The sequence below is a fragment of the Kutzneria chonburiensis genome (assembly GCF_028622115.1).
Lineage (GTDB): Bacteria > Actinomycetota > Actinomycetes > Mycobacteriales > Pseudonocardiaceae > Kutzneria > Kutzneria chonburiensis.
Genome location: NZ_CP097263.1, coordinates 7304315 through 7322922, shown reverse-complemented (window position 1 = coordinate 7322922; position 18608 = coordinate 7304315). Strand labels below are relative to the sequence as shown.

The 18608-nt window shown below is 70.4% G+C and carries 21 protein-coding genes; 7 read left to right on the top strand and 14 right to left on the bottom strand.

The window, feature by feature from the left end; translation table 11 throughout:
• Window positions 1-11: 11 nt before the first annotated feature.
• On the bottom strand, window positions 12-893 hold the full coding sequence (locus tag M3Q35_RS33660; protein WP_273936562.1) for a DNA-processing protein DprA: 882 nt from the start codon (window positions 891-893) through the stop codon (window positions 12-14).
• Window positions 894-990: 97 nt separating this feature from the next.
• Between M3Q35_RS33660 and M3Q35_RS33655 the strand changes: the two genes are divergently transcribed.
• Both M3Q35_RS33655 and M3Q35_RS33650 read left to right on the top strand, forming a co-directional pair.
• On the top strand, window positions 991-1701 hold the full coding sequence (locus tag M3Q35_RS33655) for a type 1 glutamine amidotransferase domain-containing protein (RefSeq protein ID WP_273936561.1): 711 nt from the start codon (window positions 991-993) through the stop codon (window positions 1699-1701).
• Window position 1702: 1 nt separating this feature from the next.
• Window positions 1703-2674: a GDSL-type esterase/lipase family protein gene (locus M3Q35_RS33650; RefSeq protein WP_273936560.1), complete on the top strand. Its 972-nt coding sequence runs from the start codon at window positions 1703-1705 to the stop codon at window positions 2672-2674.
• Here the strand turns inward: M3Q35_RS33650 and M3Q35_RS33645 are convergent.
• Window positions 2644-3624 (bottom strand): hypothetical protein, encoded by a 981-nt coding sequence (locus tag M3Q35_RS33645; RefSeq protein WP_273936559.1) that lies wholly within the window; start codon window positions 3622-3624, stop codon window positions 2644-2646. The two genes, M3Q35_RS33650 and M3Q35_RS33645, sit on opposite strands and share 31 nt — an antisense overlap.
• 123 nt (window positions 3625-3747) lie before the next feature.
• Here M3Q35_RS33645 and M3Q35_RS33640 point away from each other — a divergent pair, with 123 nt between their 5' ends.
• A complete protein-coding gene (locus M3Q35_RS33640) occupies window positions 3748-3912 on the top strand; it encodes a hypothetical protein (protein WP_273936558.1) in 165 nt (54 codons plus the stop codon).
• Between the two features lie 230 nt (window positions 3913-4142).
• Window positions 4143-4826, top strand: coding sequence for an SDR family oxidoreductase (locus M3Q35_RS33635; RefSeq protein WP_273936557.1), 684 nt, complete (start codon window positions 4143-4145; stop codon window positions 4824-4826).
• Window positions 4827-5072: 246 nt separating this feature from the next.
• Here M3Q35_RS33635 and M3Q35_RS33630 read toward each other — a convergent pair whose 3' ends face one another.
• Entirely contained in the window at window positions 5073-5966 is an 894-nt protein-coding gene (locus tag M3Q35_RS33630; protein WP_337960499.1) for a LysR family transcriptional regulator, read from the bottom strand.
• Between the two features lie 82 nt (window positions 5967-6048).
• On the opposite strand from M3Q35_RS33630, the gene M3Q35_RS33625 reads away from it, so the two are divergent.
• Window positions 6049-6966, top strand: coding sequence for a DMT family transporter (locus tag M3Q35_RS33625; protein WP_273936556.1), 918 nt, complete (start codon window positions 6049-6051; stop codon window positions 6964-6966).
• Here M3Q35_RS33625 and M3Q35_RS33620 read toward each other — a convergent pair.
• The 8 genes from M3Q35_RS33620 to M3Q35_RS33585 all read right to left on the bottom strand — a co-directional run bounded on the left by M3Q35_RS33620 (window position 6963) and on the right by M3Q35_RS33585 (window position 15199).
• Entirely contained in the window at window positions 6963-8300 is a 1338-nt protein-coding gene (locus M3Q35_RS33620) for an amidohydrolase family protein (protein WP_273936555.1), read from the bottom strand. The two genes, M3Q35_RS33625 and M3Q35_RS33620, sit on opposite strands and share 4 nt — an antisense overlap.
• Window positions 8301-8312: 12 nt before the next feature.
• On the bottom strand, window positions 8313-9476 hold the full coding sequence (locus tag M3Q35_RS33615) for a sensor histidine kinase (RefSeq protein WP_273936554.1): 1164 nt from the start codon (window positions 9474-9476) through the stop codon (window positions 8313-8315).
• A 265-nt stretch (window positions 9477-9741) separates the two neighbouring features.
• Window positions 9742-10869, bottom strand: coding sequence for a nitric oxide synthase oxygenase (locus M3Q35_RS33610; protein ID WP_273936553.1), 1128 nt, complete (start codon window positions 10867-10869; stop codon window positions 9742-9744).
• 154 nt (window positions 10870-11023) lie between these two features.
• Window positions 11024-11671, bottom strand: coding sequence for a tRNA (guanosine(46)-N7)-methyltransferase TrmB (gene trmB, locus M3Q35_RS33605; protein WP_273944559.1), 648 nt, complete (start codon window positions 11669-11671; stop codon window positions 11024-11026).
• Between the two features lie 89 nt (window positions 11672-11760).
• On the bottom strand, window positions 11761-12255 hold the full coding sequence (locus tag M3Q35_RS33600; protein WP_273936552.1) for a hypothetical protein: 495 nt from the start codon (window positions 12253-12255) through the stop codon (window positions 11761-11763).
• Window positions 12256-12467: 212 nt separating this feature from the next.
• Window positions 12468-13367, bottom strand: coding sequence for an ATP-binding cassette domain-containing protein (locus tag M3Q35_RS33595; protein ID WP_273936551.1), 900 nt, complete (start codon window positions 13365-13367; stop codon window positions 12468-12470).
• Window positions 13368-13556: 189 nt separating this feature from the next.
• Complete coding sequence (locus M3Q35_RS33590; RefSeq protein ID WP_273936550.1) at window positions 13557-14285, bottom strand: hypothetical protein; 729 nt, start codon at window positions 14283-14285, stop codon at window positions 13557-13559.
• Window positions 14282-15199, bottom strand: coding sequence for an ABC transporter ATP-binding protein (locus M3Q35_RS33585; protein WP_273936549.1), 918 nt, complete (start codon window positions 15197-15199; stop codon window positions 14282-14284). Before M3Q35_RS33585 ends, M3Q35_RS33590 begins: the two co-directional genes overlap by 4 nt.
• 91 nt (window positions 15200-15290) lie before the next feature.
• Here M3Q35_RS33585 and M3Q35_RS33580 point away from each other — a divergent pair, with 91 nt between their 5' ends.
• Window positions 15291-15725 carry a PPOX class F420-dependent oxidoreductase gene (locus tag M3Q35_RS33580; RefSeq protein WP_273936548.1) on the top strand — a complete coding sequence of 145 codons (435 nt, stop codon included), beginning with the start codon at window positions 15291-15293 and terminating at the stop codon, window positions 15723-15725.
• On the opposite strand, the gene M3Q35_RS33575 is transcribed toward M3Q35_RS33580, so the two are convergent.
• The 3 genes from M3Q35_RS33575 to M3Q35_RS33565 form a co-directional block, all read right to left on the bottom strand.
• Complete coding sequence (locus M3Q35_RS33575; protein ID WP_273936547.1) at window positions 15726-15905, bottom strand: hypothetical protein; 180 nt, start codon at window positions 15903-15905, stop codon at window positions 15726-15728.
• Window positions 15906-15971: 66 nt separating this feature from the next.
• The gene (locus M3Q35_RS33570; RefSeq protein ID WP_273936546.1) at window positions 15972-16754 is read right to left on the bottom strand and encodes an SCO4651 family lipoprotein; all 783 of its coding nucleotides are present in this window, start codon (window positions 16752-16754) and stop codon (window positions 15972-15974) included.
• A 12-nt stretch (window positions 16755-16766) separates the two neighbouring features.
• Entirely contained in the window at window positions 16767-17549 is a 783-nt protein-coding gene (locus M3Q35_RS33565; protein ID WP_273936545.1) for an HAD family hydrolase, read from the bottom strand.
• A 126-nt stretch (window positions 17550-17675) separates the two neighbouring features.
• Here M3Q35_RS33565 and M3Q35_RS33560 point away from each other — a divergent pair, with 126 nt between their 5' ends.
• Window positions 17676-18590, top strand: coding sequence for an esterase/lipase family protein (locus tag M3Q35_RS33560; protein WP_273936544.1), 915 nt, complete (start codon window positions 17676-17678; stop codon window positions 18588-18590).
• Window positions 18591-18608 lie beyond the last annotated feature (18 nt).

The window sequence follows — 18608 nt, the reverse complement described above, 5'->3', positions numbered from 1 at the left end:
GGTGAGCGGGCTCAGAGCTGGACCAGCTCCGCGGTCAGCTCGCCGAGCACGCGGAGCAGGTGCTCCGGCCCGTCCAGCACGGTCGTGTTCGGCCGCCGGGCCAGGTCGACCGCCCACTGGTTGGCCAGCACCTCGGGCAGTAGGAAGACGTGTCGGCCGTGCTCGACGGCGATCCGGGCCTGAATCCGTGCTCCGCTGTGTTCGCCTGCCTCGACAACTACGGTGGCGATGCTGCATCCGCTCATGACGGCGTTGCGCATCGGGAACTGATGTTTCGCCGGTCCGGCGTCAGGCCAGAACTGGGACAGCACTGCACCGGTTCGGGCTATTTCGCCGTGCAGGTCCCGATTCTCGGCGGGATAGCAGTGCCGCAGGCCGGTCCCGACCACGGCGACGGTGCGCGTGCCGGCGTCGATGGCGGCTCGATGTGCGGCGGTGTCGATGCCGGCGGCGAGGCCGCTCATCACCGTGAAACCGTTGTTGGCCAATGTGCTGGCAACGGCCCTGGCCCGACGTAGCCCGGCCGCGCTCGCCTGCCTGCTGCCGACAACGGAGACGGCAGTGACGTCCTCGCCGTCGAGAACGCCGCGGTAGGTCAGGAACGGCGGCCGTTGGTGCACGAGCAACAGCTGGACCGGAAACTCCTCGTCCAAGACCGTGACCAGCCGGATGCCCTCCGCGCGCCAGCTGTCGATCTCCGCGGCGACGAGTTTCAGGTCGGTGTCCACATCACGGTCGACGTGGTCCAGGGTTGGCGTGCTCGGGGCGAGCAGGACGTCGAGAATGTCCAGCGCCGACCCGGCGTCCTCGACGGCAGAGGTAACGGGGCCCCATCCTCGGTCGCTGTGCCGCAACGCAAGCAAGAGGGCCGCTTGCTCGAGGTTGTCCACCACCGGCTCATCCTAGTCGAATGTGAGTTCGATCCGCTCGGGCGGGCGGCCGGACACAGTAACTGGTGTCGCCCATTCGGGTGCTGGCAGGATGCGCGGGGTGCGGATCCTGATGCCCTTGCCGGATCACGACTTCGACGTCACCGAGGTGGCGGTGCCGTGGCGGCTGCTGACCGACGCCGGTCACCAGGTGGTCTTCGCGACGGCGCGGGCCGGCACGAGACCGGCGGCGGATCCGCGGCTGCTCACGGGGGTGATCTTCGGGCAGCTGGGGGCTGATCCGGAGCCGAAGCGGTTCTACGGGGACCTGACGAACGACCCGGCGTTCGCGGCGACGGTGGCGTGGGAGGCGATCGAGCCGTCGGAGTACGACGGTCTGATCCTGGCCGGCGGCCACGCGCCGGGTATGCGGCAGTACCTGGCCAGCGAGGTGCTGCGGACGAAGGTCGCGGATTTCTGGCGGCTGGAGCGTCCGGTGGGGGCGATCTGCCACGGCGTGATCGTGCTGGCCCGGGCGGGAGTGCTCGAAGGTCGGCGGACGACGTGCCTGCCCAAGTACATGGAGCGCATGGCCTACTACGCGACGGCGTGGAAGCTGGGCCGCTACTACCGCACGTACCCGGCCTACGTGGAGGACGAGGTCCGGGCGACCGGCGCGAAGTTCGAGAGAGGCCCGGTCTCGACGGCCAGAGGCACGGCGACGGACGACGGCCCGGCGTTCACGGTGCAGGACGGCAACTACGTCTCGGCCCGCTGGCCGGGCGACGCCTACCTGTTCGCGCGTCGGTTCGACCAGCTGCTGACGACCTGACGTGCGTGAGGTGTGGCTCGACCCGGACGACCCGCAGCTGAGCTGGGACGGCCTGGTCGACCTTCGACGCGCGGGCGACTGGTGGCAGCCGTGGCGCCTGCCGGCGGACCGGATCCCGACGGCGCGGCTCAGTGAACTGGCCCGGATGCCGGCGGGAGTGCGGGTGGGCATGCGCACGGACGCTCGCCTGTTATCGGTGCCGCTGTTCGGCGACCCGGACTACTCGACGCCGGTGGACGTGCTGGTGGACGGCCAGCTGGCGCACCGGATGGCGGTTCGTCCGGGCGAGCAGACGCTGACGGTGGCGCTGCCGGGGCAGCCGGCCAACGTGGACGTGTGGCTGCCCAACTACGGGCGCACGAAGGTCGGTCGGCTGCGTTTGGCGGCGCACAGCATGGTCCGGCCGATGAGCCGTACGGGCCCGCACTGGGTGGCTTACGGCAGCGCGCTCACGCAGTGCCGGCTGGTCGATGGCCCGAGTCAGACGTGGCCGGCGGAATTGGCCCGCCGGCACGGCTGGCGGCTGACCTGCCTGGGCTTCTCCGGCGAGTGCCACCTCGATCCCGTTGTCGCGCAGACGATCCGTGAGCAGCGGCCAGACCTGGTGACGTTGTGCGTCGGCGTGGACATCCACCACGCGGCGAGTTTCAGCCGGCGGACACTGGGCCCGGCGCTGACCGGATTCCTGGACGTGCTGACGGATCAGCCGGTCGTGGTGATCACGCCGCCGCTGGCACCGGCCCGTGAGCAGCAGGTCAATGCCGTCGGACTGACGCTGGCCGACATCCGTGGCCTGGTGGCGGAAGCGGCCGACGGCGTGAGCGTGATCGACGGACGGGACTTGGTCTACGCGGATCTCCTGCTGGACGGCCTGCATCTCGGTCCGGACGGCTACCAGTCGCTGGCCGAGCGGATCTCGCCGTTGCTGGCGGCGGAGCTGGGTCAGAAGCCGGCGGCGGCGTACTCGGCGTAGTTGGTCGGCGGGGCAACGTCGACGCGGGCGCATTCGCTGTTGCCGGCACGGGTTTTCGGCCACTGCGTCAGGTAGTAGATCTGCCGCCCGGTCCGGCGGGTGCCCTGGGCGAAGCCGGCGGCGGCGTCCTTGTCGTTGTAGAAGGCCTCGCCGATGATCAACGGCTGGCTGGTGAAACCCTGCTGCCGCAACCGATCGTCGGTGTAGACGAATTGTGAGTATTCGTCGCCGTAGCTGTGTATGTCCATCATGGACGGTTGGGTCGACCCGTACATCTTGCCCACGTTGAGAACCTGGCCGGGATCGGTCACGTCGATGGAGAAGCCGACGGTGTCGGCGCGCCCGAACTTGGCCGTGTAGGCCTGCCACAGCTGCTGGTCGTAGCGCAGCACCAGGGATTCGTCGGTGGACGCGGTCAGGTCGGCGCCGAGGTCGAGGTGGAACGGCAGCCCGGTGGCGGCGATGATCGGGTGCAGCGACTGGATCAGCTGCCAGTTCTCCTGGTACAGCGCCTCCTGCCAGGACGACCAGGTGCGCGGATTGTTGCCGTCCGAGGGATGCAGCACCACGGTGACCTCGGCGAAGCCGGCCTGTTTGATGTCGCCCAGCAGCCCGGCGAGGTTCTCCTGGCCGCGCGGCGGCAGCTGGCCGCCGGTGGAGTCCATCGCCGTGCCGTCGTCCGGCCCGTGATGGTGGTAGACGCCGATGGACAGCCGGTTCTGGCCGGCCCGCTTCATGCCGGCCAGCTGAACGGCGATGATCGTCGGCGCTTTGTCGAACGCCGCGGTGACCTGGTACGGCTGCCGGTAGCACCCGTCGAGGTAGTAGAAGTCGTAGTCGGAGCCGCCGGAGACGGCGGGCGCCGGCGCGACCGGATCGGCGCCGGCCGGCGCCGCGAGCGCCGTGACGACCAGGATGACCGTCGCGGCGACCAGTGTTCGAGTGCCCATGACGGAATCCCTCCCGCCGGTAGATCATTCGAGCGTCGCACCGCCGCCGGGATCCGACCGGCCGGGCCCGGCCGTTTTCACCGCTTCGGGTGGGTTTTCGCAGGTTAGGCCGCGTGGTTGCACGTGGAACAAGTGCAGTCGGCGCAGGCGCAGTTGGCGCACGAGTCCGCGCAGTTGCCGCACTGGCAGGCCGCGTGGTTGCACGTCGCGCAGGTGCAGTCGGCGCACGTGCAGTTCGCGCAGGAGTCGGTGCAGTTGGTGCAGGCACACGTGGAGCACTCGTCGTAGTGCACGCCGTCGCCCGCGTTGTGCTCGCGGTGCACATGGCCGTCGTGGAGGTAGTCCACGTGGTCCGCGTGCAGCACCGCCTCGTGCCCGCACCCCGGTCCGTGCGTGTGTCTGTGCAGCTCAGCGGGCCTGTGTTCGGTCACTGTGGTCATGTTCCGATGCTCATATGCGCACCTGTGCACGTCCATCCGAAGCGCGGCCGTTCGCTCGAACGAGTTAGCTTGGGGATCATGACGTCTCGACCGACCGCCCTGATCACCGGCGCCTCCCGCGGCATCGGCGCCGCCGTGGCCGCCGCCCTCGCCCCCACCCACGACCTCCTGCTCGGTGGCCGCGACGTCGAGGCCCTCAAGACTTTGGCCGCCCGGTTCCCCTCGGCCACCCCGTGGACCGTCGAGCTCTCCGACGCGGACGCCGTCGCTTCCGCCGCGGCCGCCATCGATCGGCTCGACGTCCTGGTGCACAGCGCCGGCGTCGCCACCCTCGGCCCGCTCGCTGAGACCTCTGTCGACGTGTGGCGGACCACCATGGAGGTCAACGTCGTCGCTGTCGCCGAGCTGACCCGCCTCCTGCTGCCCGCCCTACGCGCCGCCGCCGGCCAGGTCGTCCTGATCAACTCCGGCGCCGGTCTGCACGCCAACCCCAATTGGGGCGCTTACGCCGCCAGCAAGTTCGCCCTGCGCGCCTACGCCGACGTCCTTCGCGCCGAGGAGCCCGCGCTCCGCGTCACCACCGTCTACCCCGGCCGCACCGCCACCGACATGCAGCGATCGGTCCGCGAGAGCGAGGGCGGCGAGTTCAACGCCAACGACTACCTTGCCCCCGAGTCCGTGGCCCAGGCCGTCACCTTCGCCCTGCTCGCGCCCCCGGACGCGCACATCAACGACGTCAACGTGCGCTCCCGCCCGCACTAGTTGTCCACAGCCCCCGAGTTGTCCACATCTGGATCTTCGTCACCCCTGGCCGTGACCCCCGCTCGGTAGCATGGACCCGGGGCGGCCACCCCAGGGAGCGGCGGGCCGTGGGGTGGGGGCCAGTTGGGGCGGCGGGCTATTGGGGCGGCCCTTGGGGAGTGGCCGGATGTGGCCTGCGAAGAGGGCCCGTGGTGCCTGGGGTCCGTGCAGAGGACCTGTGGGGTAACCGGCTGGCGGGGCTTCTGATCACGCCGGCGTTGTCAGGGCGATTCGGGTGTTGAGCAGGTCGAGCAGCCTGATCACGGCGGGGTGGTCGACGACGGCGTCGCGGACGCGGACCGAAATGCTGCGCTGCGGGGTGGGGTTGACGATCGGCACGGCGACGGTGGATGCCGGGAGGGCGCCGAGGCCGAGATGGGGGATGACGGTGATGCCCATGCCCTCGGCGACGAACTTGATCGCGGTCGGGTAGTCCTGGGTCTCGATGTGGAAGACGGGGCTGAAACCGACGGTTGAACAGGCGTCGAGCACGGCCTGGCGGCAAGCGCCACGGGCGACGTCGTTGTCGACCCAAGCCTCGTCGCGAAGGTCGGCCAGGTCGACCGACGACCGGCTAGCCAAAGCGGAACCCCGTGGCACGACGGCGAAGTAGGGCTCGGTGAGCAGGGAGCGCACCCGATAACCCCGCAGGTCGGTGGGTTCGGTGCCGTCGACGAAGATCTCGACGTCGGGCGGACCGGCATCGGCGCCGACGAGCTCGATGAGGCGCAGGTCGAGGCGGAGCCCGGGGAACTCGCGGGCGAGCGTGGCGACGATGGGTGGGATCCAGACGGCGCCGGCGGAAGCGAAGTAGCTGACGGACAGCGCGCCGACGCGGCCGGCGCGTAGGTCGGAGACGACGGACTCGAGCTCGGCCAGGCGTTCGAAGACGCGGGCGGCCTGGGCGGCGACGGTGCGGCCGGCGGCGGTGGGCTCGATGCTGCGGCCGGTGCGCTGGACCAGCGTGAGACCGGTTTCCCGTTGCAGCGCGGTGATGTGCTGGCTGATCGCCGACGGGGTGTAGCCGAGGCTGGTCGCGGCGCCGCGGATCGAGCCGTCCGCGACGACCGCGCGGAGCACGCGAAGCCGGTGAATGTCCACGAGTCGACACTACAGTCAGACTGAACAATGCGGCAGTTTTTATTGCTTGTGCTTACGTTTCTCAGAGGTCATCGTCGATTGCATGCCAACCAAGTACCGCGCCCTGACCGCCGTGCTGACGACCGTGCTGCTCTGGGCATCAGCCTTCGTGGTGATCCGCGCCGTCGGCGAGGACCTGTCACCGGGCTCGCTGGCCTTCGCGCGGTTGGCCGTCGGCACGGTCGCGCTGGCGGTCGTGGCCCTGCGCTACCGCCGCCCGCTGCCTCGCGGACGGGCGCTGGCCTTCGTGATCGGCTACGGCGTGCTGTGGTTCGCCGGCTACACGGTCGTCCTCAACTGGGCGGAACGGCACCTCGACGCCGGCACGGCCGCGCTGCTGGTCAACGTCGCGCCGATCCTGGTCGCGGTGGTCGCCGGCTTCGTGTTCCGCGAGGGCTTCCCACGACCGGTCATGATCGGCATGCTGGTCGCCTTCACGGGCGTCCTGGTGATCGCCCTGGGCGGTGACGGCGGCGGCGTGGTCGACACGCTGGGCATCGTGCTGGGCCTGATCACCGCCGTGCTCTATGCCGCGGGCGTGCTGATGCAGAAGGTCGCGCTGCGCTCGGTGGACGCGGTCACCGCGACCTGGGTCGGCTGCGCCGCAGGCCTGGTCGCCACGCTGCCGTTCGCCCCGCAGGCGGTGGTCGAACTCGCTCACGCCCCCTGCGGTGCGATCGCCGGCGTCGTGTTCCTGGGCATCGGACCCACCGCGATCGCCTTCACCACGTGGGCCTACGCCCTGGCCCGCACCGACGCCGGCCGCATGGCCGCCACGACGCTGTGCGTGCCGGGCATCGCCGTGCTGGTGTCGTGGGTGACGCTCGGCGAGGTGCCGACCGCCCTCGGCCTGCTCGGCGGCGCGCTGTGCCTGGCCGGCGTGGCCATCAGCCGCCGCAAGCCCAAGCCTCAGGTGGTCGAGACACCGGCTGTGCAAGAAGCCTGCGAGACGGCTGCTTAGGCGTCGGCCACCAGCCGCTGGGTGACCTTGCGGACCTCGGCCGCCGCGGCGGTCCGGTCGACCTGGGTGGACTCGCCGGCGGCGACGACCTCGGCACCGGCCACCCAGACGTCACGGACGCGGCGGGAGCCGGCGGCCCAGACGAGGTTGGACAGCAACTGGGCGTTGGGGACGTCGAGGCCGGCGGCGAAGGCGGGGTCGTCGAGGTCGACATGCACGAGGTCGGCCCAACAGCCGGGGGCGAGGGTGCCGAGGTCGTCACGGCCGATGGCGGCGGCACCGCCACGGGTGGCCATGAGCAGGGCCTGGGCGGCGGTGACAGCAGCGGCGTCGGCCGAGCTGAGACGGGCGAGCAGGGCGGAGAGGCGGATCTCCTCCCACAGGTCGAGGTCGTCGTTCGAAGCCGGACCGTCGGTGCCGAGACCGACATTCACGCCGTGGCGGCGAAGGTCGAGCAGCCGGGCGGTGCCGGAGGCGAGCTTGGCGTTGGAGCCGGGGCAGTGCCCGACGCCGACGCCGTTCGCGGCGTAGAGCTGAATGTCCACATCGGACAGATGAACCGAGTGGGCGGTGATCACGCGACCGCCGAAGACGCCCAAGGAGTTGAGCAGCAAGGGAACGGAGCCGTGGGCGTCGCGCAGGTGGGCGTCCTCGGCCAGCGACTCCGCGACGTGGATGTGCAGCAGGGCCCCACGCTGCTTGGCCTCGGCGGCGATGACGGGCAGGGCCTCGGCCGGCAGGGTATAGGCGGAATGCGGCCCGTAGCCGAGCTCGATCCGTTCGCCGGGACCGAAACGCAGGCCGTCGGCGTCGATCCACGCGCTGATCTGGTCGGTCATGTGCAGCCAGCTGCCGAGCCGGTCCCAGCCGGGGGCGGCAATCACGGCCGGGGTGAGCACCATGCGGGACCCGGCCTCGAGCACGGCCTCGACCATCTGCTCGCCGTAGAAGTACATCTCGACGCTGGTGGTGACGCCGTGCCGCAGCATCTCGACGGCCCCGAGCCGCATGCCGGCCCGCACGTCGTCGCCGTCGAGGCGGCCCTCGGCCGGCCAGATGACCTCCTGCAGCCACGACATCAGCGGCAGGTCGCCGCCCATGCCGCGGAGCACGGTCATCGGGCTGTGCGCATGCGTGTTGATCAAGCCGGGCAGCAGGATGCCGGACAGCTCCCGCACCGGCACGCCGTCGGACAGCGCCGGCGCGTTCGACGCGGGGCCGACGTAGCCGAGCCGGCCGTCGGCGGCGACGTCGACGACGGCGTCGCGAACGACCGAGCAGGACGCGTCACAGGGCAGCACGACCGGGGCGTGTAGCCGGAAAGCCGAAACCATGACCGGATTCTGTCATCCGCCCAACGGCAGCTCGGCCACCACCGTCCAGCCGCTGCCCCCGGTGGGACCGGCGTTGAAGCTGCCGCCGAGCAACTCGACCCGCTCACGCATGCCGACGAGCCCGAAGCCGCCGGACCCGCCGACCGGACTGCTGTGCTGACCGGTTCCGTCGTCGGCCACCCGCACCCGCACGACACCGTCGGCGGTGCGCACGTCCACATCGATCCGGCTGACGCCGGCGGCGTGCTTGCGGGCGTTGGTCAGCGACTCCTGCACGAGCCGGATCACCGACTGCGCCAGCTCGGGCGGCACGGTGTCGGAAAGCTGCACGTCCAGCCGTACCGGACCGCCGACCTGGTTGACGGTCCGCTTGATCTGTGCGGTCAGCTCGTCGTTGTCGCGGCTGGTTTCTGTGCCCTCGGTGCCGCGCAGGGTGCCGACGAGCCGGCGCATGGCGGCCAGCGCCTCGTGACCGCTGGCGGTGATGATCGGCAGCACCTGCCGGGCGGCATCGGGATTCTGGTCGGCGATCGCCTCGGCGGCCTGGGAGTGCACGACGATGCCGGTGACGTAGTGGGCGACGACGTCATGCAGCTCACGGGCCAGGGCCAGCCGCTCGGCCTGCTGAGCCGCGGCGACCGAGGCGGACTCGGCCTGCCGTCGTTCACGGTCACGGGCCCGGAAGTACAGGCCGGTGCCGACGGCAAGGCCGAACGTGAAGACCAGGATGGCGAGGACGTTGGCCACGCCGCCGACCAGGGATTCCTCGGCGAACGCCTGCCGGTCGAGGTACGCGGTGATCGCCCACGCCATGGCCAGCGCCAGCGTGCCGAACACGGCGCGGCCACGTGAGGACTGTCGGACCACGATCGCGCTCATCGCCATGGCCGCGGCCAGCGGCACGATCTCGCCGCTGAGCTGTACGAGGCCGAGTCCGTGCAGCACCAGTGAGCTGCCGGCGATGGCGATCGACGCGGCCACCGCGGCGTCGAAGGGCCGCCGGGGCGAGAGCACGGCCAACACGGCCACGATGAGATCCCCGGGCAGCAGCCACCACATCCGCGGATCCATGCCGCGCCAGGCCACCGCCTGGAACAGCAGCAGCAGGGCGAGCGCCGCGGCCAGCGGCCACTGCCGGCGGGCCAGCACCCGCCAGCCGAGGTACCCGTTGTCCACGCCGGCAACCGTAGGGCTTAGCCGGGGCCGCCGCCGTCAACCTGTGGGCGGGCACCCGGTCAGACCTGGGGCGTAGCCGAGGTCGATGCGCCAGGCCGATGCCCGATGACGACCCCGCCGACGACAGTTGGGTCAACGTCGGAGAGAGGGGCTCGAAATGCTCGCAACGGTGATGACCTGGAGTGGCGCGGTGGTCGGCATGCTGGTGCTGGCGGTCATGGTGGTGACCGGCATCCTGGTCGACAGCGAGCAGACGAAGTAGCCCTCAGCCAAGGCGTTTGCGCAGCAGGGCGGCCAGCCGCCCGCCGTGCGGCTCGGTGCTCACGGTGTCGGCGAACCGCGCCGGAGTGCCCTGCCGGGCCCGCTGCGCCGTCGCCGCGTCGACCCGGAACGAGGGCCGGTTGCCGCCGGCCCGCTGCCGCGAACGCAGCCAGGCCAACCGGTGCAGAGCCTCGGCGTGGTGGTCGGTGATGGTCACCTGGGCGGCGTCGAACGAATGCAACACTGCCCGATTGAGCTCCACGGTCGCCCGATCGCGCCACAGCGTCCGCTCGGTGCGGGTGTCCAACCCGAGCCGCGTGGCGACCTCCCGGGCCACGGCGTACGCGCCCTCGTCGGCCAGGCTCCTGGTGCCGATCTCGGCGCCCACGAACCAGCTGTTGAACGGCGCCGCCGGATAGGTCACGCCGCCGATGACCAGCCGCATGTTGCTGATCACGGGCACGGCGTGCCAGCGCAGCCCCAGCTCCACGAACCACGACAGCTCGGGATGCTCCAGCGGCACCTCCTGGATCACGTCCCGCGCGATGGTGAACAGCTGCGGCCCCTCGTGCGCGGTCTCCACGACCAGCGGCAGGTGGTCGAAGCGGCCCTTCTGGGTCGGCGGCCGCCAGCCCATCGTCGTGACGGCCTCGGTGAAGTCGGCGTAGCGCGGGTCGCCCATGATCCGGCCGGTGGCGTCCCGGTAGCCGGCGTAGCGCACCAGCTGCTCGTTCCAGATGCACGGCCCCGGCGCTGACGGCGTGTCCGGCGCGAACACCGTGACCAGCGGCCGGATCTCACCGCCGTTGGTGGCCAGCCGCAGATGCTGCACGCATTCGGCGGCGACGGCGGTCGCGTTGCGCAGGCCGCGCAGGTCGCGCACCTTGAGCCGGCGCCAGGGCACGCCGCTGGTGCACCAGCCACTGTCGCGCAGTGCGACGCGTGCCCCGTAGGCGAGCTCCTGCGGGGTGTGCCGGTACGTCCCGGTGTTGGCGATCTCGGTACGCACCTCGATCAGCCGCGCGCCCACCGGACCGGCTTCCGGGTGCGCGTCGTGGAACATGCGGAGAAACTCCTCGGCGGCGTCGAGATCGACGGAGTCGAGGGCAGGGAGGGTTGCCAGAGCCGTCACGGTCGGCAACCGTAATCTGCGGCCGGGCTCACTCGTCACTGCCAGAAGGGGCACACCTCGGACTAGTGGATCTCCGCCCGAACGGGTGAGTGCTAGACCCAGAGTGGCCGACTCGACCGGACGCCGCCGAGACTTGAGTACTCGGTCGGGTGACCTAGTCGACCTTGGCGAACATCAGGTCGTGGCTGATCCGGCCCTCGTCGACGGCCCGGTTCTCGAACTTGGTGACCGGCCGCCAGTCGGGTCGGGGCGCCCACCCGCCCGGCTCATCGGCGTACACGTTGCGCAACCGAGCCTCGCCGCTACAGACAGTCATCATCTGCTCGGCGTACTCCTCCCAGTCGGTGGCCATGTGGAACACGCCGCCGGGCACCAGGCGGGACGCGACCAGCGCGACGAAGTCGGGCTGCACGATGCGCCGCTTGTGGTGGCGGGCCTTGGGCCACGGGTCCGGGAAGAACAGCCGCACGCCGTGCAGCGAGTCCGGGGAAAGATGTTCGGTGAGCACGGTGACAGCATCCCCGCGCAGCAGCCGGAGCGAATCCACCTCCAGCACGTCAGCCCGGAGGATGAGCTGGGCCAGACCCGGCTTGTACACCTCGCAGGCGAGGTAGTTGAGCTCCGGCTGCGCGGCGGCCAGCTGCGAGGTGGTCTCCCCCATGCCCGAGCCGATCTCCAGCAGCACCGGGGCCGTGCGCCCGAACCACTCGTCCAGCGCGAGTGGACCGGGCGGCAGCGCCTTGACGTCCTGGCCCAGGTCGGGCCACCGGGTGTCCCAGGCGCGCTGCTGGCCGACGGTCATCCGCTCGCCGCGCTGGACGTAGGAAACGATGGAACGGTGGTGCGGTGGACGCTGGTCTGTCGGGCTCACAGTGGTGAGACTCTTCCAGATCAGGTCGCCTCGATGTCGTCCAGCCTGCTCCGCAGGTCGTCGAGGCCACGAACGGCGATCAACTTCGGCGGGGTGCCGCGGTGCGCCGGCAGCACGTCCAGCCAGCCTCGATGGCGGGCGGTGAACATGACGGTGGTGGGCACGGTCGGCGCCTCCCCGGCCGCGAACACCTCGGACGGCAGGTACTCCCAGCAGCCCTCTTCCCAGGGCACGTACACCCAGCCCGGCCGGGCGGCCAGTAGCGCGCCGACCTCATCCTCCAGCCGGAAGGCGGCCTTGCGGGAAGGCAGTCCGCCGGCCGACAGCGCACGCAGCCACCAGGGCGCGGGCAGTTCGGGCTCGAACTTGGTGAGCACCCGGTACAGGCCGAGAACCTGCCGTTCGGGGGCGCGATGGATCCAGGCGCGGCGGGTGTCCGCGGGTCCGGTGGCGTCGGAGAGCTCACCGGCCAACTCGACGGCCTGCGACCACTCCAGCGTGGCCGTCGGCTCCACCCGCACTTGCTTCTTGACGTTCCGACGTCGGTGCGATTCGGTCACCGCCACCGCTCACCTCCATGGGCTGCCTGACGGGATATCTCGATACGATCACCAATCACGGCTTTTCGCACGTTCCTGTGCGGGAGTTCACGTGGTCTTCATGCACTTCTTACGCCATTCGCATGGCCGAACCACCGAACGCGACTTGGTCTGGACCAAACGGGTGGTCACCGAGACCGGTGTTCGACCGCGTCCTCGGTGTGATGCAGGTAGGCGTCCTCGAGCGAACCACGCCGCGGGCTGAGCTCGTGCAGCACCACGCCGTGCGCGGCGGCCAGCTCGCCGATCTCGGCCGCGTCGAGCCCGGCGACCACAAGTGCGCCAGGCTCATGTCGGACCGTCGCGCCTTTGTGGACCAATGCCGTCTGCAATCGTTCCACCTGGGCGGTGCGAACACGGACGGAAGACTCGGTGGCCTCGCTGATGAATTGGGCAGTGGGACATTGCGCGATCAGCCGGCCGCGGCCGATGACCACCAACTCGTCGGCGGTCTGCGCCATTTCCGCGAGCAGGTGGCTGGACACCAGCACGGTCCGGCCGTTGTCGGCCATCGTGCGCATCAGCTTGCGGACCCAGGCGATGCCCTGTGGATCCAACCCGTTGACCGGCTCGTCGAACAGCAGCACCTGCGGGTCGCCGATCAGCGCGGCGGCGATGCCCAGCCGCTGCGCCATGCCGAGCGAGAAGTCGCCGGCCGGGCTGCGGGCCGCCTTCGAAAGGCCGACCAGGTCGAGCACCTCGTCGACGCGGGTCTTCGGCATGTCGGCGGCTCGGGCCAGCCAGCGCAGGTGGTTGCGCGCGGTCCGGTGCGGATGCACCCACTTCGCGTCGAGCAGGCCGCCGACCACGCGTAACGGCCGGCGTAACTCGCCGAACCGCCGGCCGTCGATGAGCACGAACCCGGTGTCGGGCCGGTCGAGGCCGAGCACCATGCGCATGGTGGTGGACTTGCCGGCGCCGTTGGGCCCGAGGAAGCCGGTGACCACGCCGGGGCGGGCGGTGAAGGACAGGTCGTCGACCGCGACGGTCCGGCCGTAGCGCTTGGTCAGGCCCACCGCTTCGATCATGCCGCCGATGATCCCAGGCACCGCCGGCATGGCCGGAATCGGACGTGGACCTGGGCGGCCGCTGGTCGGCGATGGTCCGGGCCGCCCCCGATCGGCGGTCCGGACCATCGCCCGAGCGGGCCCCGATTCCCACTCGTTCCCCAGCCCCTGTACCCGTGTGACGACACACGTGCGCCGTCATGACGCGGTTCAGGCGTCTCTTTTCTCGACCACCACGAGTGCGGCCACCAGCAGCGCCGCAGCGACGGCAGCGAAGTACAGAAGTCCACCCCACGGGCCGTACGGCAGGCCACGGTCGACGGTGCTGGCGAACTGGCCGGCGGCCACGAACGGCATCCAGTCGTGCAACCGCTCGCCGACGCCCGGAATGATCTCGACCAGCTGCTCGACCAGCAATGGGAAGACCAGCAGAATCGCCACGGCGGCGGCGCTCTGCCGCAGCAGCGCCCCGACGGCGACGGCCAGCACGGCGGCGATGGCGTAGACCAGGCCCATACCGGCGATCTCCCGCCACTGCGCCGCGGTGGCGATGTCGGTGTGCGGGCTGCCGGTGATCAGCCGGGCCACACCCCACGACCCGAACGACGACACCTCGCCGACCAGGCCGGCGACCAGCGCCAGCACGCTCGCCTTGGCCAGCAGCGCCCGGGTCCGGCTGGGCACGGCCTGGAAGGTGGCCCTGATCGTGCCGAAGCGGTACTCGGTGGTGACCGACAGCGTGGCCATCACCATCGTGACGACCAGGCCGAGGATGTACAGGGTCTGCGTGCTCTCCGGCGACACTCCCTCGCTGTGCCGGCCGTTCAGCCAGACCAGGCCGGCGGTGGCGCCGATGGTCAGGGCCAGCGCAGTGGCGACGCACCACACCGGGGCGCGGGTGGAGAAGAGCTTGATCCGTTCGACGGCCAGCAGCGTCATGCCACGTTCACCTCGTCCGCCTGGTACTCGACCGCGTGGCCGGTCAACCGCATGAACGCCTCCTCGAGCGAACCGTGCTGGGGGCTCAGCTCGTGCAGCACGACGCCGTGCGTCGCGGCCATCTCGCCGATCTGGTCGCTGCTGCCGCCACTGATCACCAGCGCGTCATCATCCGTGATACGCACCGACATGCCCCACTGGGTCAGCACTTCCACCAGCCGCTCGGCCTGCGGACTGCGCACCACCACGGTCTGCTCGGTGGCGCCGCCGATGAACGCGGCCGTGCTGCCCTGCGAGATCAACTGCCCGCGGCCGATCACGATCAGGTCCTCCGCGGTCTGGGCCATCTCCGACAGCAGGTGGCTGGACACCAGCACGGTGCGGCCCTGCTCGGCCAGGCCCTGCATGAACTGGCGGATCCAGCGGATACCTTCCGGATCGAGGCCGTTGACCGGCTCGTCGAACAGCAGCACCTGCGGGTCGCCCAGCAGCGCGGCGGCGATGCCCAGCCGTTGCGACATGCCCAGCGAGAAACCGCCGGCCCGCTTGTTCGCGACCGCCGTCAGCCCCACCTGGGCCAGCACCTCGTCCACCCGCGACACCGGCAGCTTGGTCGCCTTGGCCAGCCAGCGCAGGTGGTTGCGGGCGGATCGGTTGGGGTGCACCCACTTCGCGTCCAGCAGCGCGCCGACGGTACGCATCGGGTTCCTGAGCTCGTGGTAGGGACGGCCGTCGATGAGCACTCGGCCCTCGGTCGGCCGGTCGAGACCGAGGATCATGCGCATGGTCGTGGACTTGCCGGCGCCGTTGGGGCCGAGGAAGCCCGTCACCCGGCCCGGCTGGACCGTGAACGACAGGTCCCGCACCGCAACGGTCCGCCCGTAGCGTTTCGTCAGGCCGATTGCCTCGATCATGGATGCAAGCATGCCGGGGCCGAAGGTCGGCGGACATCGGCCCCGGGTTCGATATCGGGTCGTCCCATCGGAGGACCGCTACGGTCGACCTATGGCTGACACCGACAACGGCTGGTGGCGGGAATTCATCGCCGAGCTGCCGGCGAGGACCGCGAAGCTGGCCGTCGTCCGCAAGGACGGCTCGCCCCACGTGGCCCCGATCTGGGTGGCGCTGGACGACGACACCATCGTCTTCACCACCCACCGAGACTCGCTCAAGGGCAAGGCCATCCTGCGGGACGGCCGAGTCGCCCTCAGCTTCGACGACGAGCGGCCGCCGTTCAGCTTCGTGCTGGTGCGCGGCCGGGCCGAGGTCGTCGACGACCCGGCCGAGCTGCTGCGCTGGGCCACCCTGATCGGCGGCCGCTACATGGGCGCGGACCAGGCTGAGCGCTACGGGTCCCGCAACGGCGTGCCCGGCGAGCTGCTCGTCCGCGTGGTCGACGCCAAGATCATTGCTCAGCGGGACATCGCCGGCTTCAACTGATCACCTGGCGTGGGCGCGGTTGGCCACTGCCCACGGCGCCGATCCCGACTGCTGCGAGCCGGACGGTGCCCGGCGCGGCCACGGCCGCCACGTCGGCGCCATGCCCGGCTGCTTCAGGGCCGCTGCCCCGGCGGCGGCGATGGTCAGGAGCACGGCAAGTGCCACAACGGTTCTGCGCACGAAGAGTCCCCCTTGGTTCCGACTCGGATCGAGCGTAACCAAGGGGGACAGCGATTTTTGAGATTTTCAGTGCCCGCCGAGGTTGACGTTCAAGTCGCCCAAGCTGACCACCTGGTCGGCCGGCGGGGCCTGTACGTCGACCTTGCCGCCCCAGTCGGTGTAGTGGATCTTGGCGTTGTACGTGTCGCCGGCGACGGCGATCATCTGCAGCGGCAGGTTCTCGCTGTTCAGCCACAGGTCGACGGTCATCGGCTTGACCGAGCCGGCCAGCTGCGGCGGCAGCTCGGACTTGGCCTTGGCGGTGTCCACATCGACCGTGTAGTGGGTGACGGGCTGGCCGTCCAGCGTGGTCTTCTCGGTCTTGGTGACCTTGCCGCCCTGTGAGATCTGGTTCAGGAACGTGCTCGGGTCGCCCTGGGTGGCCAGCTGGTCCATGCCGCCGTCGATGAGCTGGGACAGCGAGTCGTCGCCCCCGCCGAGCTGGATCCACGTCTTGTCGGTGCCGAGGCGGGACTGCATCGAGGCCGGCGGCTTGATGTAGACCTTCTTGTCGGCCAGGCGCATCTCCATGCCGCCGGCCGCGGTGCCGACCTGCATGGCCATCTGCGACGCGTCGCCGCCGAACTGGCCCTGGCCGGTCATGGTCACGTGCATGCCGCTGGAGTCGACGGTGGCGTCGATCTTGACGGTGCGGCTCTTCGCGGTGCTGTTCTTGGCCAGCGCGACCAGCTGAACGGCGTCGGTCGCGGTGTCGCCGGTCTTGGCCATCGGCGCGCCCGACTGCTGCGCGTCGCAGCCGGCGAGCACGACCAGCGCGGCGACTCCAACACCAACTAAGGACTTGCGCACTAGCTCATCTCCTCATCGGAAAAGTCGGTCGAGCACGGTCGCCACGCCGTCCTCCGCGACGCTGCCGGTCACCTCGTCGGCCGCCGTCCGCACGTCCTCGGCGGCGCCGCCCATGGCCACACCGTGTGCGGCCCAGCGGAGCATCGCGATGTCGTTGTGTCCGTCGCCGAAAGCCACGGTGGCGTCCGGGGACACCCCCAGCTCCCGCCGGAGCTGCTCGAGCGCACTCGCCTTGGAGATGCCCTCGGCGACGACGGTCAGCCACGCGTCACTGTGATGGTCGTACGTCCACGTGACGCCCGCAATGGGTGAGACGTCCATCAGCGCCGAGAGTTGCGCCCGGGTGACACCCTGCCAGTAGGCGATCATGCGGGTGGTCGGCGTCGAGCCCAGCTCCACGTCGTCCACGTGCCGCCGGGTGCCGGAACCGTCGACGGGATAGTCGATGCTGACCCGATTTCCGACACCGGGCTCCTCCAGCGAGAAGGTCACGCCGGGCAGCATGGCCCGCAGCCGGGCGATCACCGGGGCCGGCTCGAAGGTGGCCAGCGGGATCACCTCGCCGGTGGCCAGGTTGAGCCGCACCGCACCGTTCGAGCACAGCGCGGTGCCGTCGGTGAAGCCGAGCAGGGTGATCACCGCCCGTACACCGAGCACGGTGCGGCCGGTGGACAGCACCACGTGGGCGCCGGCGGCTCTGGCTCTGGCGATGGCGGTGTGCACGGCCGGTGAGATGGTCCCGGTCGAGTCCAAGATCGTGCCGTCGACGTCAAGGGCGATCAGGGCAGGGCGCACGACACGGAGCGTAACTACCTCCCCGGGGTGAATCCGCTGTGACCACCATCACCGAAACGGAAACGGGTCGTTTCGAATAGTGCGCGCCGGCAACGAGGCCGGCGCCTGCGGAAGCGGAGGGCGTCCGTGGGAACTGTCGCACGCGCCATGACCGGCCTAGCCCTGGTCGCGGCGTCCCTGCTCGTCACCACCTCCACCGCGTCGGCGAGCGAGTCTGCTCCCGGCCCGTCCCAGCCCAGCATCATCTCGGCCGCGCTGTACGCGCTGAGCCATCCGACCGCCTCACCGCCCGGGGCGAACGACTTCTCCTGCAAGCCGACCACCGCGCACCCGCGCCCGGTCGTGCTGTCCAACGGAACCGGGGCCAACGCCTACGACGACTGGGCCGGCCTGTCCGGCGTGCTCAAGCGGGACGGCTACTGCGTGTTCGCGCCCAATCTCGGCGGTCCTGAGGGCGGGCTGTTCCAGGCCACCGGCGACATCCCGACCACATCGGCCCAGTTCGGCCAGTACGTCGACCGGGTGCTCGCGGCCACCGGAGCGTCCAAAGTGGACATCGTCGGCCACTCGCAGGGCGGCATGCTGCCCCGCTACTACATGAAGTTCAACGGCGGCGCGAACAAGGTCGGCACCCTGGTCGGCCTGTCCCCGTCCAATCACGGCACCAACCTGGACGGCCTGGTCGACGCCGTGCGCTCACTGCCCGGCGGCGGCGACTTCGCCGACGGCGTGATCGGCGCCGTCTGCCCGGCCTGCGTGCAGCAGGAGGTCGGCTCCGATCTGCTGACCAGCCTGAACAGCGGCGGCGACACGCTGCCCGGCGTGAACTACACCGTCGTCGCCACCCGCACCGACGAGGTCGTCACGCCCTACACCTCGGCCTACCTGACCGGCCCGAAGGTGACCAACCAACGCCTACAGGACTACTGCCTGATCGACGGCACCGAGCACATCAACATCACCTATGACCACATCGCGATCCAGCTCGTGCGCAACGCCCTTGACCCGGCGCACGCCTGGACGCCGAACTGCCTTACCTGACAAGGGGATCCCTACCCT

Coding starts and splice junctions, on each gene's coding strand:
- M3Q35_RS33620 (WP_273936555.1), bottom strand. CDS start 8,300: ATGGTTTCGGCTTTCCGGCTACACGCCCCGGTCGTGCTGCCCTGTGAC.
- M3Q35_RS33590 (WP_273936550.1), bottom strand. CDS start 14,285: ATGACGCTGCTGGCCGTCGAACGGATCAAGCTCTTCTCCACCCGCGCC.
- M3Q35_RS33625 (WP_273936556.1), top strand. CDS start 6,049: ATGCCAACCAAGTACCGCGCCCTGACCGCCGTGCTGACGACCGTGCTG.
- trmB (WP_273944559.1), bottom strand. CDS start 11,671: ATGACCGTCGGCCAGCAGCGCGCCTGGGACACCCGGTGGCCCGACCTG.
- M3Q35_RS33585 (WP_273936549.1), bottom strand. CDS start 15,199: ATGATCGAGGCAATCGGCCTGACGAAACGCTACGGGCGGACCGTTGCG.
- M3Q35_RS33645 (WP_273936559.1), bottom strand. CDS start 3,624: ATGGGCACTCGAACACTGGTCGCCGCGACGGTCATCCTGGTCGTCACG.
- M3Q35_RS33635 (WP_273936557.1), top strand. CDS start 4,143: ATGACGTCTCGACCGACCGCCCTGATCACCGGCGCCTCCCGCGGCATC.
- M3Q35_RS33580 (WP_273936548.1), top strand. CDS start 15,291: ATGGCTGACACCGACAACGGCTGGTGGCGGGAATTCATCGCCGAGCTG.
- M3Q35_RS33595 (WP_273936551.1), bottom strand. CDS start 13,367: ATGATCGAAGCGGTGGGCCTGACCAAGCGCTACGGCCGGACCGTCGCG.